Here is a 17022-nt window from a genome sequence, read left to right as displayed (position 1 = left end):
TTAGCTGTTATGTCCTATGATAACGATGCGGAATAAACAACCGTGATCAGCATTGAACGAAGCACATTATTCGGACGCTCAATTCTTGCGCGGTTTTTCGCGTTCAAACTTCTCCCTGGTCAAACGGTTGCCCTCGCGGCCTTAGCACTCATTCTCATTGGAACCCTCCTGCTTTTACTCCCCTTCTCCACGAATCCTGGCGTCGAGTTGGGGGTTCTTGATGCGATGTTCACTGCCACATCTGCTGTCTGCGTGACCGGCCTCATCGTCATGGATACCCCCAATGACTTTTCAACAGTTGGGCAACTCATCATCTTGCTGCTGATTCAAATCGGTGGGTTGGGCTATGCCCTGATGGCCACACTCATTCTCCTCATCCTTGGACATCGGATAGGATTACGAGACCGCATGATGCTAACTGAAACACTCAGCACCATCGATATGGAAGGCTCGATTCGCTACGTCAAAATGGTCGCCATCATCACCTTCTGCCTTGAAGGGATCGGAACAATTCTTCTGACCATTCACTTTGCCCAGGAAATGAATATTGGGCCAGCCTTGTACGCTGGACTTTTTCATGCCATCTCGGCATTTAATAATGCCGGATTCGCTCTCTTCCCCAACAGCTTCGAAAACTATCAAACGCATATTTCCTTTAATTTTATCATCACCACCCTCGTCATTTTGGGAAGTATTGGATTTCTCGTATTTGAAGATGTCGTGGATAATATAACGGGACGACGATTTCGATTCCAAACACATACGAAACTCGTCGCGATCACAACCGGCATTCTGCTCATTGCAGGAACAGTTGGGATTGCGGTCCTGGAATGGGGCAATACCGCGACATTTCAATCTTTGAACGCTGGGGAACGCGTAATGGCCTCGTATTTCCAAACGGTGTCACGGACCGCCGGATTTACATCGCTTCCCATCAATGAGATGCAGGATGCGACCCTGTATTTTCTGCTCCTCTTAATGGCGATCGGGGGATCGCCGAGTAGTATGGCCGGAGGCATTAAAACGACGACGATCGCCATCGTCTGCCTCACGATTTGGGCTGTCCTCCGCCGAAAAAAAGATGTAGAAATCTTTCATCGACGCATACCGCATGACCTGACGGTTCGCTCACTATGCCTGGCTCTCATAGCCCTTGCCATGATCACCACTATCACGCTTCTCCTTGCCTTTACCGAAGAACAGCGTTTTCTCGGGTTGATGTTTGAAGTGACATCCGCATTAGGCATCGTGGGTATGTCACTCGGCGATGGCGCCAATCACAGTCTCTCAGCTTCGCTCACGGATTTTGGGAAAATCATGATTATGACGTCCATGCTTCTCGGACGATTTGGGCCATTGATGATCGGTCTGTTTGCCGTCAAAACTGTGGTCCATACCCGGTATCGACTCCCGCAATCTCGAATCGTCATTGGGTAATGACGTACACGCATCCTTCACTTGATCTTCCGTTGAAGCACCAGCACAAACGCCACTAACGTCGGAACGGGCGCAATAAAAAACGGGACAATCCAGATCCAAATATTTTTGCCTCGAACTCGCGCCTGATCAAACATCCAGACAGAGACCCAGACCATCAACAGCACATAATTTAGCGCAATCCAACGTGTCGTGCGGGTCTGCAATTGACTGCCATCTCCTCCGCTTGAGGTGAGCCAAAACACCACCTCGAACAACCCAAAGACCACAACTAAGCCTATGACGAGGCGTTTACTCCAAACATACATATGTTCACTCCTCTTCTCTCCGACTGCCAACGATCAATAATTTCTGCTCTTACTGACTATTTCCCCTATAAATGAGGGTAGCGCTCCTGATTCGCCATGATACGATACCGGACTCCTCATGGGGCCGAAAAGTCCGTTCGTGTTTTACAAAATTGCCCTCAATATCGCAATTCGGCTTCACATGAAAAAAGAAAATCTTGCGAAAAGATGAAGCCGCTGTTGAGTAGTAAGTACTTACACTTTGTTGATAACTTGCCTCCCAATTGGAACAAATGCTTAAAATACAAAAGCTTTTTAACTACACACAAGATATACACTTTCATCCCCATAAACCACAGGCTAAACACAATATTTAGTGTTGACATTTTTCACTTACCGCTATACATTGCGTACCTTACACATTATGATAAATATTAATTATCACACTTCATTGACCATTTTTCGTGTTACTCCTAACGCAGGGTCGTTTTGTTCTTCTGAATTCATTTATACCACCCGAGTTTCAACATCCTTCTTTTATACAGAGTCATAAGCCTGCTCAACACATTATTCGGTTAGGAGAATCGTTGAGTCTCTGTATTAATGTCGTCTCTGCTGTCATTCTTGTAAGGTACAAGAAGATTGAGAATGACCCATTTCTCCTCATAAATTGGTCTGAAGACAGGTAAGCTTCACGTCTTAGCGAACTGGAAAGGAGAAGCCTTGTGAAAATTAATCGTCGATTCACGCACTCCGGGGAAAGCCCCTATCAGACTATCCCATTTTCCACACGTTCGTCAGAAATTCGGAACCCGGACGGATCTGTGGTTTTTCAATTGGACGATATTCAAGCACCAAGCCACTGGACACAACTGGCCATCGACATTTTGGCGCAGAAATACTTTCGAAAAGCCGGGGTCCCTCAGGTTGATGATGCCGGGAAGCCCCTCTATGACGAAAATGGCAATCCAGTCATCGGAGGAGAACGGGACGCCCGTCAAGTATTCCACCGCCTCGCTGGCTGCTGGGCTCATTGGGGAGAAACCCACCAATACTTTGACTCGCCTGAAGACGCCAAAGCGTTTTACGATGAGATTTGCTTTATGCTGGCTCAACAAATGGCCGCGCCAAATTCTCCACAATGGTTCAACACCGGCCTGCACTTTGCTTATGGACTCTCAGGTCCAGCACAAGGCCATTATTATGTCGACCCCAAAACACAACGCGTCAGGCAGGCCAAAGATGCGTATGAGCGCCCACAAGTTCATGCATGCTTTATTCAATCGGTTTCCGATGATTTGGTCAATGACGGCGGGATCATGGACCTTTGGGTTCGGGAAGCTCGACTCTTTAAATATGGATCTGGAACCGGCACGAACTTTTCAAAACTACGAGGGGACCGAGAACCGCTTTCCGGTGGTGGCCGATCATCCGGCCTCATGTCGTTCCTGAAAATTGGGGACCGAGCCGCAGGAGCGATTAAATCGGGAGGCACCACTCGACGAGCCGCTAAAATGGTGTGCCTGGACCTTGATCATCCCGACATTGAAGAATTCATTGACTGGAAGGTCATTGAAGAGCAAAAAGTCGCGGCTATGGTAACAGGATCAAAAATTTGTGCCAAACGGCTGAATGCCGTTCTCTCAGCCTGTCACCTCACCAAGGCTGATGGTTCATCCCAAGTCGAAACGGACGTCCAGATGAACCCTGGCTTGAAAGAAGCCATACAAGCCGCACGGGAAGCCATGGTGCCTGAAGCCTATACCCAACGCATGTTTTCTTATGCCAAACAAGGGTTCACACACTTCGTGTTCCATGAATATGACACCAATTGGGATAGCAAAGCCTATCAAACGGTGTCAGGTCAAAACTCCAATAACAGCATCCGTGTCCCCAACGGCTTTTTTGAGGCCATGAAGCAAGATAGTGAATGGACACTGACCCAACGCACTGATGGCGCAACAAGCAAAGTCATTCCAGCCCGTGAGCTGTGGGATCGAATCTCTTGGGCTGCCTGGATCTGTGCAGACCCCGGCATTCAATACGATACGACCATTAACGAATGGCATACCTGCCCGGAAGATGGTCGAATTAATGCGTCGAACCCCTGCAGTGAATATATGTTCCTTGACGATACGGCATGCAATTTAGCCTCGTTGAACTTAGGCCGATTTACGTCACAAGAGGGAGAGTTTGATTTAGACGGCTTCCGCCATGGAGTACGGCTTTGGACAATTGTCCTGGAAATCAGTGTTCTGATGGCTGGATTTCCCAGTCGAGCCATTGCCGAGAAAAGCTTTGTCTATCGGACCCTTGGACTTGGCTATGCCAATCTTGGATCCGTCCTTATGCGGCTGGGCATCCCCTATGACTCGCCCAAAGCCTTAGCGATCTGCGGGGCCATCACTGCCATTATGACTGGAGAATCGTATGCCACCTCCGCTGAGATTGCTGCAGAACTTGGACCGTTTAAGGCGTATCCTCGCAATCGAGAGTCGATGCTTCGTGTGATCAGAAATCACCGTCGTGCCGCTTACAACAAGACAAAAGAAGATGAATACGAAGGGCTGTCCATTCTTCCTCAAGGCATTGATAGCGAGGAATGTCCGAAAAATCTTCTGCATGCCGCTCGGAAAGCCTGGGATCGTGCACTCGACCTTGGTCAAAAACATGGATTTCGAAATGCCCAATCCACCGTCATTGCTCCAACTGGAACCATTGGGTTGGTCATGGACTGTGACACCACCGGCATTGAACCAGATTTCGCGATCGTGAAATTTAAAAAATTAGCCGGCGGAGGCTATTTCAAAATCATTAATCAAAGCCTCCCTCCTGCACTACAGACACTGGGCTACACGCAATCCGAAATCCAGGACATTATTTCCTATGTCTCAGGAACACGCACGCTCAAAGGGGCTCCATTCATTCACCATGAAATTCTTCAATTAAAAGGATTTGATCACGCAGCCATTGATCGAATCGAAGCCGGACTCGACGGAGCCTTCGATATTCAATTCGTCTTTAACAAATGGAATTTAGGCGAAGAGTTTTGCCGGGACACGTTGGGGTTCACTGACAAGCAACTGAATGACCCACAATTCAACATGCTGAAGACACTGGGATTTACCCAAGAAGAAATTTTAGCCGCCACCGACTATTGCTGCGGCACCATGACCGTCGAAGGGGCTCCCCACCTTAAAGCTGAACATTTACCGGTATTCGATTGTGCCAACCGATGTGGACGAACCGGACAACGGTACATTGCGACGCAAGCCCACATTCGCATGATGGCTAGCTCACAACCGTTTATTAGTGGGGCGATCAGTAAAACCATCAATATGCCGGCTGACTCCTCTGTCGACAATGTGAAAGATGCCTACCTAATGGGATGGCAATCGATGCTCAAGGCTGTCGCGCTTTACCGAGACGGCTCAAAATTGAGTCAACCGTTAAATTCTTCGGTCGACGCTGAGAAATCAAGTGGGCAGACCGATCACATCATGGCAACGGCTCAACAAGCGGCCACGCAAGTCTTAGTCCGCTATCTGGCCAAACGCCGTCCCTTGCCAACCCGTCGAGGGGGGTACACCCAAAAAGCCGTTGTGGGTGGGCACAAAATTTACCTGAGAACCGGGGATTATAAAGACGGCACATTAGGTGAAATTTTTCTGGACATGCACAAGGAAGGTGCGGCCTTTCGAAGCCTCATGAACTGCTTTGCTATTTCGATTTCTTTAGGGTTGCAACACGGTGTCCCACTCGAAGAATTTGTGGACGCCTTTCTCTTTACGAGATTTGAACCGAATGGACCGGTCAAACTTAATGATCGCATCAAAATGTCCACATCGATTATTGACTATATTTTCCGTGAATTAGCCATTACCTATTTGGGTCGTCATGATCTCGAACAAGTCGCCCCGGACGATTTGAGGGCAGACTCAGTCAGACATGATGCCGATGATGACGATGACGACCAAGAATTTGTTGATCCGAAGTCTCTAGCTTCGACCTCAGTCAGTCCGGGTTTATTTCCTGCCAGACGTCAAGCTCGAAATGGGGGCAGTCAACCTCATAAAGGCAATGGGGGAAGCATAGCCCATAAAGTCGAAGTCAAACGAGAGACCATGACATACACTGAAGTCCAAATCGCGAGACTGAAAGGCTATGAAGGCGATCCGTGCCAAGAATGCAAACAGTTCAAGATGGTGAGAAATGGTATGTGCCTAAAATGTGATAACTGCGGCGCCACAAACGGGTGTTCGTAGAAAGTTCCTTAAATATCATTTAATGGAATAATGGCGGGAATTGAAAGATGAACCAAGAACGTTTCAAAATTAGGTGCCGGGCTTGTCGCAATACTGTAATCGAAAGTGCTCATGAGGGAAAAGGGCAACTCGTCACAAGATATAAAAAGATCCAGAAGGTGAAAGGGATCATCTATGTTCAATGCAGGTCTTGTAGTGCATGGATCAAGATTCCGAATGGATTGATCTGATAGTCTAGTAATAGTTTTACGCAAAGGCACCGTCGTTTAGATGGAGAGGCCGCGATTGTTTTGGAGGATTTGTCCTTTGGAATGACGCGGCTTTTTTATTTTCACTAACCATAGAACAAAAAAGAGAGTTGTCTATGGGTTACGAAGTCGACTTTTCATCCTGTTGGAGATAGCGGACGCAGTAGCAATGCGACTTCTCTCAGGTTGAGAGATCTAAATGCAGATCACGACCCAGACTGTGTGATAACTCAGTATAAAATTTTGATCTAAAAATTTAGACTCCGAGGACGCCTGTATCCCACGATCTCTGTATAAGCAAGTGGTCAGGAATCCCCTGAATCAAGAGAATTTCGAGTTTTCACACAGCCTGGACCTAAAGCTGACACTAGGCATTTAGTACTATCAGATGACAGATCACACAATGCAGACGTTGAGAGTTTTATAAGTTGTCGAGCATCAAATTAATTCTTGTCATTTAGTAAATGATATTGAATAGTGCGTTGTGTAGCGCAACGCAATACACCATGATTGGATTTTATTTAAAAACAATGCTGAAAGGTGCGTCATGCCTGAAGATGTTTCCCCTGCTCATCCGGGCAGTTACGTTAAAGAAAATGTTATTCCCAAAGGGATTTCTGTAAAGAAAGCTGCAGAAATGATGGGAATTGGCCGTACAGCTCTCTCCAATTTCCTTAATGGAAAAGCGAGCTTGTCCCTGGACATGGCAACAAGGTTAGAAAAGGCTTTTGGCGCAAAAAAGGAGGATTTGCTTGCGCTTCAGCAAGAATACGATTCATTTATTAATAAGGAAGAGGAAAAACGTATTGCTGTAAAAAGTTACACACCATCATTTTTATCGATCACGGCGACCCATATAGAGACATGGGCGGAAAAAATTGAAGCACGCTCTTTGTTGCCCGTACTGTTAAGGCGATTGATTAACTCTACAGGTGGAGAGATAGTTGCTTGTAACTTTTCAGCTTATGATAAATCGCAAACTCCAGGCTGGGACGGAACTATAGAGTCAAATAATGCTACGCCGTGGATACCATCTGGCCTGTCAGGTTGGGAATTTGGTTGTGACAAGGAACCAAGGGCAAAGGCAAATGATGATTTCAAAACACGTACTAAGGCAATTCCAATATCCGAGCGAAAGAAAATAACCTTTGTTTTTGTAACACCAAGAAATTGGCGGAAAAAGGTTGATTGGATAAAAGAGTTCAAAGCAAAAAATGAATGGAAGGATGTTCGTGCTTTTGATGCTGGTGATATTGAGCAGTGGTTAGAAATGTCCGTATCAGCGCAAGTATGGATGGCCGAACAGTTAGGGCTTCCTACAAGTGAATCTCAATCACTAAATAGCTATTGGTTATTCTGGTCTGAAACAGCTATACCAACTATTAGTCAAATGATATTTAATAGTGCAATTTCTGATCACAGTGAAAAGGTTAAAAGCTGGTACCAATCAACCCCTGCAAATTCTCTTGTTATAACTGCGGCATCCAAAGAAGAGGCCAAAGCTTTTCTTTTCTGTATTGTAGAGCAGGTCGATGAACTACAACCACTTCTTGACCAAGCGGTTTTTGTATCCTCCCCTGAAACTGTAAAAAGGCTTGCAGATATTTCTACGGACTTTATTCCAGTAGTCGATACGGATGTAGCTCAGCAAGAACTTGTTGCTTCCTTTGGAAAACGACATTCCATCATAATTTCTGAGCGAAATATTAAAGCAGTAAAGCCGGATATTTGCCTAGATCTACCAAATTTTGAAAGTTTTAATGAAGCCCTTAATGACATGGGGTTTGATGAAGCACAGATAAATGTATATGCAAACCAATCAGGTCATTCACCTACGATACTACGACGCCTGCTAGCAAAAGTACCTGTGCTTAGAAACCCTAAATGGGCGACATCGACGGAAAGGCACAGAACTATGATTCCCTTGGTGTTGGCCGGTTCATGGGACAAAAGCAAAGAAGCAGACAAGGAAATACTTTCTTGCTTAGCTAATAAAACCTACCCGGAGATAGAAAGAGATATAGCTGACCTCGTAAGCTTAGATGATTCGCCTATTTGGAGTGAAGGAAAGTATCGAGGAGTAATTTCTGAATTGGAATGTTTTCATGCCATTTCAGATCATCTAACAGAAGAGGACATAACAAGCTTTTTTGACTTGTCTGAATATGTATTGTCCGAAGACGATCCTGCCCTTGATCTCGAGAAAAAGGACCGTTGGGCTGCAAATATCTACAACAAAGTTCGTGATCATTCTTCTGCGATCAGGCAAAACATATGTCAAAACTTGATTATATTGTCTGTCCACGGGAATGCACTGTTTGGTCAGCGACTCGGGCTTAATATTGTAAGTAGAGTATCGCATTTAATTAAGGCCTTACTTAAGAATAAAGATTCAAGAGTTTGGCAAGCTCAACAAAGTGATTTGCCTCAATATGCTGAAGCCGCACCTGAGATGTTCTTATCCATTGTAGAAGAAGAACTCAAAAGAGATACACCCGCATTCAAAATATTGTTTGAACCTGTCGATAGTGGAATGTTCTCTCGGTGTGACAGAACCGGAATGCTTTGGGCTCTTGAGTTACTTGCGTGGAATCCGTCTTTGCTTGCGAGAGTTGTAAAAGTTCTGGGGAAACTTTCGACATATGAGCTTGAAGATAATTGGAGTAACAAGCCTATCAATTCTTTGGTGGATATATTGCTGATGTGGAGACCGCAGACAGCGGCATCAGTAGAGCAAAGGTGTGAGATATTGGAGATGCTTTGTAGTCAAAATCCCGAAATAGGTTGGAAATTGAGCATCCAGCCTTTTATGCCGGGCGGCGACTTTACATCTGGCACCTATCGTCCGAGTTGGCGTAGCGATGCAAGTGGCGCTGGAAATACTGCAACTCGTGGAGAAGTACGGACCTATGCATTGAAATGTCTTGACCTAGTGCTCTCATGGCCATCACATTCAATGAAAACATTAAAAGATATGGTGGACTGCTTACCATCTATGGAAGTTAAAGACAGGGAAAAAGTTATTGATCAAGTAAAGGCTTGGGTTCAAAGTTCTCCAAATGATGAAGAAGTTATTGAACTTCGAGAGCACGTCAGGACTAGAACGATGACTACGCGTGCATTAAGACGCCAAAAGAAAAAAAATAGCAATCATAATTATGTCTGTGGTAAGGAGTTATATGATCTGCTGGAGCCAAAAGATATACTATTAAAACACCGATGGTTATTTGCTAAAGAGTGGGTAGAATATACCCCCGAAGAGCTAGAAGTAGATGACTTTAATCATGATGCTAGGGGGAAAGGTTTGGCAAGACAGAGGGGAAACGCGTTAAACGAAATCTTTTCTAAATACGGAATTCAAGGACTTATGGATTTAATTAAAAAGAGTGTCTCAAACATTCAAATTGGTATGTATTTGCATAATGACGTTTTGAAAAAGGATGAACTTACGGAATTCGTTTTGTCTGGCTTGAATGTCGATTGGGATAATCCCTATGAATTTGATAATTGTATTTCAGGGATTTTGCTTCAAATGTCTGAAGATGAGCGAGAACAGTTCATTACTAACCTCATAAGACGGTTACCATTCGAGCAAGAAAAAGAAGATATCATTTTGAGAATGTTTTTATCTTCTCCCTTCTGTAGGAGCACATGGAATCAACTTGGGAAATGGAGTCCTGAGGTACAAAGTGAGTATTGGAAGAAAATTCTGCCAGATTTGAGAGATTTATCATCCATAGACTTCAACTTTGCCGTCGACAAATTACTGGAGGCTGAACGCCCTTTTACGGCTTTCAATATGGTGCACTTTGAGTTTGAAAAGATAGAGAGCAAGTGTATTGTGCGGCTACTAAAGGCTATAGCATGCAATACATCTGAAAAAGACACTCATTACAAGCCATCAAAGCATCATATTGAACAGGCGCTGACAACTCTAAATAAAAGAGATGACTTTGATCGCATGGAGTTGACCAAATTGGAATATCTTTATGTAGATATACTGCACTCTCATTCAAGCTATGGAATACCTAATTTAGCAAAAGAGGTCTCTGAATCACCGTTATTCTTTATACAGTTGGTAGCATATAGATTCGAACGCAAGGGAAGTGGTAGTGATCCAGATGAATGGAATATACCACAAGATGAAGAATCAAAAAGGATTACTGCCACTAAAGCCTACCACGTACTTGACTGTCTTAGTGTGATTCCAGGAACCAACAAGAATGGTTCTATAGATGTTAGGCAATTGCGCGAATGGATTTTGCAAGTTAGAAAATTTGCAAAAGAACACGGCAGAGAAGATAATACAGACCGACAGATTGGAAAACTTTTATCAACTTCATCCGAAGGTGAAGATGGCATTTGGCCAAGAGAAGAAATTCGTGAGGTTTTTGAAGAAATAGGGTCATCTGAAATTTCAACTGGTATGGAGATCGGATTTCATAATTCCAGGGGCGCGGAAATGAGAGCAATAGACTCTTCTCGGGAGAGGTCAAAAGCAAAAAAATATCGGGAAATGGGGAATAAAGTTATGAATAAAAATCCATTTGTTGGAAAGATGCTTAATAATATAGCAGATATATATAAGAAACAGGCTGAATGGTGGGATGAAGATCGTAGAGTCAATAAACGCCTTGGTAGATGGTAGTGCTATAAAAATCGACGGGATGACTTAAAAGAAATATATTTGAACGTCTGCTTGACGGGGAAGCTTACGATATGACCTGACGCCTCCTGGCCAGTCCGCTGAGCGAACGCCTCCAAGACCGGGCGGGGCTTGTTTGAGCAAAGCGAGTTGGCCCGCCCCACCAATAGGTGTTCGACTCATCACAGAAGTCTGGTCTGGGCGTCAATGGTTTTGGGCCCTTTTGCCGAAACAAAAGGGCTTCGGACGCTGATCCCCAGCATGCAGCAAGAGGGCTCGGTATCTGTAGAATGGGCAATGCTCTTGGGCTGGAGACACTCTGAGATAAAGGCTTCCACAAATATGTCCTAATGAAAAAGTAAAAGACTATAGAAATATTTTCCCTTCACAATATCCCCAACCTGCGTTAATAGAAACGCTCATAGTTAGAAGACGTTTCAAGTTACAACTAAAGTTGTCCACTGCATTTCACATGTTTTCCACATTAATTCGGCATTGACATGGGTTCGTCAACTGAATATAAGTGGTGACATTCCTTTCGTTTTTTACCCCTGATATTTCAGTCAAGACTTTACCACGTGCCTTGTAAGTTCTGACTTTGGAGATTTTCCCTTGCTTAGAAAATTCCCTGAACTAAAAAATCACAAAATAGAAGACAGAGTCGGTATTTAATCAATGTTGACCTCTACGATTTAACGCCATTGAACAAGACGACTCCTCAACAACTACACGAAGAGATTCATAGAATGTCTACTCACAATTTGGAGGAAGGTCTTATGAAGACCTCAGTCGTTGTCCCTGAACGTTCCGAGGTAGCAAAAAACTGGCATGCGCGAGGCTTTACGTGTGGACTCTGGATTGATCATGCCGGCCGTACATGGAACGGCACAGAAAATAAAGCAGAAGAGTTGTTGATGGTGCTATCCGGCAAGCTTGAAATTGAAATGCAAGGAAATCGAATACAGCCGGATGTTGGAGAAGAAGTCCACATTCCGGCTGACATTCAACATACGATTAGGAACATTGGCGGAAAAACCGCTCGATGGCTCTATGGACAAAAACGAAATACGGGCGTGACCAACAAATAACGAACTTCCAGACAACAAGACATTATTGCTCAGCCTTTGACTCCGTCCCTGTCGCATCCTTCGCACAACGAAACCCAATTGTCAGATCGCTAAACTTTGGATCAGCCTTGGACCGTGCCGTCACTCGAATATTTCTCGGCTCATCTTCCCACGACCCACCTCGTAAGACCTTCCGAGTTCCTGTTTCAGGTCCTTGAGGATTTTTTTCAGGGCTATCCTCATAATAATAACGATCATACCAATCTGACACCCATTCAGCCGCATTCCCGGACATGTGATAGAGACCATAGGGACTTTTCCCACCTGTCTTCAGACCATGACGAACACTCATGCCCTTCACCCCGCCTCTCACTGAGGCCAGTGTCAACGTATAGCTCACCCATCCGGTAATTCCAAGATTATATCGTGCGATATCCACAAACGGCTGCATATGCCCCCAAGGATACCGACGTCCATCAGTCCCTCGCGCCGCCTTCTCCCACTCAGCTTCAGTCGGTAGTCGCTTCTCCACCCACTGACAATATTTATTCGCCGCCTCCCATGTGACTCCAACGGCAGGACGATCGGCAGCCTCATTTAAAGCCATTCCGTCATCCCAGAGTGGCGGAGGTTCAAGTTTGAGATTCTCATCTAAAAATTCTTGATATTTTGACATCGCCACTTCAAAGCGATCGATATAATAATCATCCAGCCAGACTTGGTGTTCTGGTTGCTCATTTCCATGACTCTCATTATCGCCCATCAAAAACTCTCCCGCTGGAATAAGAATCATTGATCCTAATTCATGGATATCTTCAGATTCATTTTCTTGTGGCGCTGCCCCTTCCTCCTCAGCTCCCGCCACTGCTACATAAAAAATTGATGAGGCAAACAACACACCCGCCACGACGAACGTTAGAATGCATTTCATAGTGTCCTCTACAGGCAAGTAATATGGTTGACATGACAACAAACCTTATGAGGGCGCATGATTTTGATCAATACCCTACAAGGCTATCTCATCTGAACTTTTCGCGACTTTGACTTTGAGAAATTTTACCAATCTTTTTCCATAATTAGAAAGCCGCTAGAAGAGGGTCTCTTCTAGCGGCTTATTTCTGGCGTCCCCAACGGGATTTGAACCCGTGTTACCAGCGTGAAAGGCTGGTGTCCTAGGCCAGGCTAGACGATGGGGACAAGACCACTCGCTGTCAATAACTGTAACTGTTTCGTGTATAAAATATGTGCGAAGAATACAGAAAGTGTGGTAGGAGCCCACAAGTTAGGCCAATTGATCCATACACTCTACTCGCGTACACGACTCATGACTTATAGAAAATTTGCTCAACACGGTACTTTCACACAAGCCGCACATTGTAACAATGCGAAAAATGCGAGTCAAACACTGATGAAGCCTATCACACTTTCCCCAGAGCACTAATCATATCACGGTTACATGGCTTTTACTGAAATTTAATTTAAGTGGCGATGGAGTGGACCTGTAAGCCGGATTCTGTTCCAATTGAGTGTGACCTCATATCGGTAGTGATCATTTCTCTGGGACTTAGATCGCTCTAAGCCTCTAGCGACCTACCCGGGAACCTAGATCGGGCCAACCTTTAACAATCCTGTCACTGCTCCGGTTTCCATCGCTGGGCCTAAAGGTGCCAGATTGAATCGTCCCCCTATTTGGTCTTGCTCCAGGTGACGCTTGCCGTGCCACCTGTGTTACCACAGGCGCGGTAGGCTCTTACCCCACCGTTTCACCCTTACCTGACTTGGTCATCGGTTAGAAGACCCAGTCGTTGGCGGTTTGTTTTCTGTGGCGCCGGTGTCGGATCACTCCGCCTGGGTGTTACCCAGCACCCTGCCCTCTGGAGTCCGGACTTTCCTCTTACTCATAAAAAGTAAGCGATCACCCAGCCCACTCCTTTCACGCCTCGTCCATCATAGGGTGCACGGTGAATGGATTGCAAGGATCGACACGGACAGAACTCATCACACAATGATACGGGAGACATGAAAGTCAGAACGCTATGACATGCCCAGGGAGTATTTTCTATCAGAGGTTACTGTTCACCGAATTTCTTGGACATTATCTGCCTCAGAAGCAGAAGTTTGAGAATCAATGACCGCTTCGGGTGTTGGGTCCCAATACAGTATTCGATGACAGTACGAACAATTCAATAACTCATCAGCTCGCTTCACTTCAGCCACCAGTTGAGGTGGTAATTGCAAACGACATCCAGAACAGGCACCATTCTTTACCTTGGCAATCGCAAACCCCTTCCGTAATGACTTGAGCTTCGTATAGCGAACTAACAGTTCTCGATCAACCTGTACGGTTAATTCTCCATGCTGCCGCTCTAATGTCGATAATTCCTGCTCTAACGAGAGACTCTCCGATTCCAACTTATCTTTCGCTTTGGCAAACGCCTGCTCGACTTCCCCCATACGCACTTGAAGTTCTTTTTGCTCATTTTCATTTTGTTCAACTTGCATAAGGACTTCAAGCACCGACTCTTCAATAGCTTCTTTCTTTTTTCTGGCTAACTCAATCTCAAACAAATGCGCTTGATACTCTTTATTAGTTTTTAAATCATTCAACCGACCTCGAATTTTTTGAACATGCTCTTCCTGAAGCGACAGCTCTTGTTCACCGTCACGTCGTTGTCTCGTTAACGCTTCACCGGCATGTTGAAGAACTTCTAGCTGCTTACTGACTTCCAACAATGGGGCTTTGGCGACATGAACGAGATCGGGAAGCTTTTTCTTATGGTCGAGAATTTCAAAGATGCGGAGGTCATACTGTTGCAGTTCAATGAGAAATTGCAGTTGAGAATTCAAGGGAACCTCTGATGAAAAGAAATAAAATAATCGAGACCCAGATTCAGTCGAGGACTCACGGAACTCGTAACACTCTCCTAACATGGTGGGCCCACTAGGACTTGAACCTAGGACCAGCTGATTATGAGTCAGCCGCTCTAACCACCTGAGCTATGGGCCCAAGATGAAACCCAGCATGGTCTCCACTTTAAACGACAAGAGGAGATCTCAGCAACTTTTTTTCTCTTCTCAGTCGGAAATTTATATTTTCTTTATACTTTTTGCTTTTCTTAACTACAACAATCATCATATCAAAAACTTCATTTAATTAAAGTAACTTACATTTATCTATCTAAATATATTTCGTTGAAATGTTAAGGCTCTCCAGGCTTAGCTATGGGCAACGTCGTTGTCAATGCGGCCTTTTTCCCGCGAAGTTCATTAATTTTTTCCATCAAACCTTGGACATCATCGGATTGATCTCCTTGCTCCGCTACCCGAAGTTGAGAAATGAGTTCATTCAAAGAATGTTGAATATGCTGACGCTCCAGTGTGGCCAAACACTCTTGGAAATGGCTCAGATGATCATCAAAATGCGAGTCGGCTAACGTCAGTTGCGTGACGACGGGTCCGAATTCAGGGTCTTGCAGGGCGTCTGCACATAAGGATTCCATATCAATACGGCCCTCGGCATCGACATGTTCAAAGATCAATTCTATCGTTTTTCGATACTGCGGGACCCGAAACATTTCACTGCGGAGCTGTTGAATATGTTGAAAACTGAGAACTCCCTGTAAGGCAAGGATCACAATATCTCGTTCTTCAGGACTCCCCTTTGGTAAGCGCTGAGGCGTGGCAAGTTTGGGCTGTGGATCTTGTGTGCGAATAGGAGCCCTGTTCGGCTTCGCTCGTAACATGGGATACCGGTCCATTAGTGTTTGCACACGAATGCCCAATCTCTCTGAAACCAACTGAATACGCTCTTCTTTTTCGATAGGATTGTTCGTTTTTTGAAGAATGCGGAGAATCTCGTCGACACATCGGACACGATCTTCGATCGATTCCGTTTTTCGATCTTTCAGCGAGGCTTGGATCGCAAAATCTAAGAGCGTTGGCGCACGGGCTTCAAGTTGCGTCAATGCCTCGATTCCCTGTAATCGAATGTAGGTATCAGGATCATCTCCAGGTGAAAGCTCCATCACCTTCACCGTTAGCCCGGTATTCAGAAACAGGTCGAGAGTCCGAAGTGCTGCACGAATACCAGCCGCATCTCCATCAAAAAATAAGAACACCGTCTTGACGATACGCCGAATGGTTTGCACATGATCAGTCGTCAACGCCGTCCCGAGCGGAGCGGCCACATGTTGGACTCCGGCTTGAAACAAAGCCAACACATCAAAATAGCCTTCGACGAGCACCAGTCGATCTAAGCGACTCGCCGCTTCCCGTGTTTTATCAAATCCATAGAGTGTGTGGCCCTTGGCAAATAACGCCGTCTCTGGAGAGTTAAGGTATTTGGGCATTTGCTCATCTGTTAACGCTCGCCCGCCAAAGGCAATCACCTGTCCTCGATGATTCGAAATCGGAAACATGATTCGGTCTCGAAAGCGATCGTATCCCTGGCCTCCGACTTTAGCCTCCTGCGAACGCTCTTCTTTTTTGACAATCAATCCTGACTGAAACATTTCTTCTCGATTCACTCCTGACTTCTCAAGTTTGTCGAGAAGACCATTCCATCCGGCAGGAGAATAGCCGACTCCAAACATGTTGATGGTCTCGTCCGTCATTCCCCGCTGTTCAAGATAACGGCGGGCAGTCTTCCCTCGTTCAGGGTCCGTCAAATTGGCATGGAACCATTCGGCGGCAACAGCATGGATGTGCTGATACCGTTCTCGTCTCGAGTGAGCCTTCTCGTCTTGTCCGCCTCGTGCCTCAAGAATCAACGGCACACTGGCAAGCTTGGCAAGTTCCTGAACTGCTTCCATAAACCCCAGGCCTTCTCGTTTCATAAGAAACGTGAACGCATCACCGCCAACACCGCAACCAAAGCAGTGAAACACCTGACGACTCGGACTCACAGAAAACGATGGACTTTTTTCAGAATGAAAGGGACACAGCCCTTTATAGTTTTGACCCGTTTTCGTGAGGGTCACCGAGCGGGAAATCACATCGATTAAGTCGATGCGATCTCGAATCTGCTGAAGAGTTTCTGGAGGAACACCTTTCCCAACCAATGCCAAGCCTCTC

9 protein-coding genes, 2 tRNA genes and 1 other RNA gene are annotated in these 17022 nt (G+C 45.4%); 4 read left to right on the top strand and 8 right to left on the bottom strand.

All coding sequences use genetic code 11. The annotated features are described in order from the left end of the window. Nucleotides 1–42 precede the first annotated feature (42 nt). A complete protein-coding gene (locus tag ACWQXP_RS19670; protein ID WP_454064541.1) occupies nucleotides 43–1437 on the top strand; it encodes a TrkH family potassium uptake protein in 1395 nt (464 codons plus the stop codon). Between the two features lie 17 nt (nucleotides 1438–1454). On the opposite strand, the gene ACWQXP_RS19665 is transcribed toward ACWQXP_RS19670, so the two are convergent. Continuing rightward, complete coding sequence (locus tag ACWQXP_RS19665; protein WP_454064540.1) at nucleotides 1455–1745, bottom strand: hypothetical protein; 291 nt, start codon at nucleotides 1743–1745, stop codon at nucleotides 1455–1457. A gap of 704 nt (nucleotides 1746–2449) precedes the next feature. Here ACWQXP_RS19665 and ACWQXP_RS19660 point away from each other — a divergent pair. Further along, the gene (locus tag ACWQXP_RS19660) at nucleotides 2450–5989 is read left to right on the top strand and encodes a vitamin B12-dependent ribonucleotide reductase (RefSeq protein WP_454064539.1); all 3540 of its coding nucleotides are present in this window, start codon (nucleotides 2450–2452) and stop codon (nucleotides 5987–5989) included. Nucleotides 5990–6784: 795 nt separating this feature from the next. Then, nucleotides 6785–10885 (top strand): HigA family addiction module antitoxin, encoded by a 4101-nt coding sequence (locus ACWQXP_RS19655; RefSeq protein ID WP_454064538.1) that lies wholly within the window; start codon nucleotides 6785–6787, stop codon nucleotides 10883–10885. A 24-nt stretch (nucleotides 10886–10909) separates the two neighbouring features. Here ACWQXP_RS19655 and ACWQXP_RS19650 read toward each other — a convergent pair whose 3' ends face one another. After that, entirely contained in the window at nucleotides 10910–11065 is a 156-nt protein-coding gene (locus ACWQXP_RS19650) for a hypothetical protein (protein ID WP_454064537.1), read from the bottom strand. Nucleotides 11066–11658: 593 nt separating this feature from the next. Here ACWQXP_RS19650 and ACWQXP_RS19645 point away from each other — a divergent pair. Next, nucleotides 11659–11970, top strand: coding sequence for a cupin domain-containing protein (locus ACWQXP_RS19645; protein ID WP_454064536.1), 312 nt, complete (start codon nucleotides 11659–11661; stop codon nucleotides 11968–11970). A gap of 22 nt (nucleotides 11971–11992) precedes the next feature. On the opposite strand, the gene ACWQXP_RS19640 is transcribed toward ACWQXP_RS19645, so the two are convergent. From ACWQXP_RS19640 to dnaG, 6 genes are all read right to left on the bottom strand, one after another. Further along, the gene (locus tag ACWQXP_RS19640; protein WP_454064535.1) at nucleotides 11993–12880 is read right to left on the bottom strand and encodes a formylglycine-generating enzyme family protein; all 888 of its coding nucleotides are present in this window, start codon (nucleotides 12878–12880) and stop codon (nucleotides 11993–11995) included. 188 nt (nucleotides 12881–13068) lie between these two features. Beyond that, nucleotides 13069–13146: transfer RNA gene (locus ACWQXP_RS19635), tRNA-Glu, on the bottom strand. Between the two features lie 289 nt (nucleotides 13147–13435). After that, nucleotides 13436–13880: RNase P RNA component class A (gene rnpB / locus ACWQXP_RS19630), an RNA gene on the bottom strand. 145 nt (nucleotides 13881–14025) lie between these two features. Further along, nucleotides 14026–14796, bottom strand: coding sequence for a zinc ribbon domain-containing protein (locus tag ACWQXP_RS19625; protein WP_454064534.1), 771 nt, complete (start codon nucleotides 14794–14796; stop codon nucleotides 14026–14028). A gap of 83 nt (nucleotides 14797–14879) precedes the next feature. Continuing rightward, nucleotides 14880–14956 (bottom strand) — tRNA-Ile (locus ACWQXP_RS19620). Between the two features lie 193 nt (nucleotides 14957–15149). Next, nucleotides 15150–17015, bottom strand: a complete 1866-nt coding sequence (dnaG, locus tag ACWQXP_RS19615; protein ID WP_454064533.1) for a DNA primase — start codon at nucleotides 17013–17015, stop codon at nucleotides 15150–15152. Between the last annotated feature and the right edge of the window lie 7 nt (nucleotides 17016–17022).

This window comes from Candidatus Nitrospira salsa (genome assembly GCF_965152625.1).
This window is presented reverse-complemented; position numbering and strand designations above follow the sequence as displayed.

Bases quoted from the DNA above. Each gene is read 5' to 3' on its own strand.
- ACWQXP_RS19665 (WP_454064540.1), bottom strand. From the start codon at position 1,745: ATGTATGTTTGGAGTAAACGCCTCGTCATAGGCTTAGTTGTGGTCTTT.
- ACWQXP_RS19655 (WP_454064538.1), top strand. From the start codon at position 6,785: ATGCCTGAAGATGTTTCCCCTGCTCATCCGGGCAGTTACGTTAAAGAA.
- ACWQXP_RS19650 (WP_454064537.1), bottom strand. From the start codon at position 11,065: ATGAGTCGAACACCTATTGGTGGGGCGGGCCAACTCGCTTTGCTCAAA.
- ACWQXP_RS19645 (WP_454064536.1), top strand. From the start codon at position 11,659: ATGAAGACCTCAGTCGTTGTCCCTGAACGTTCCGAGGTAGCAAAAAAC.
- ACWQXP_RS19640 (WP_454064535.1), bottom strand. From the start codon at position 12,880: ATGAAATGCATTCTAACGTTCGTCGTGGCGGGTGTGTTGTTTGCCTCA.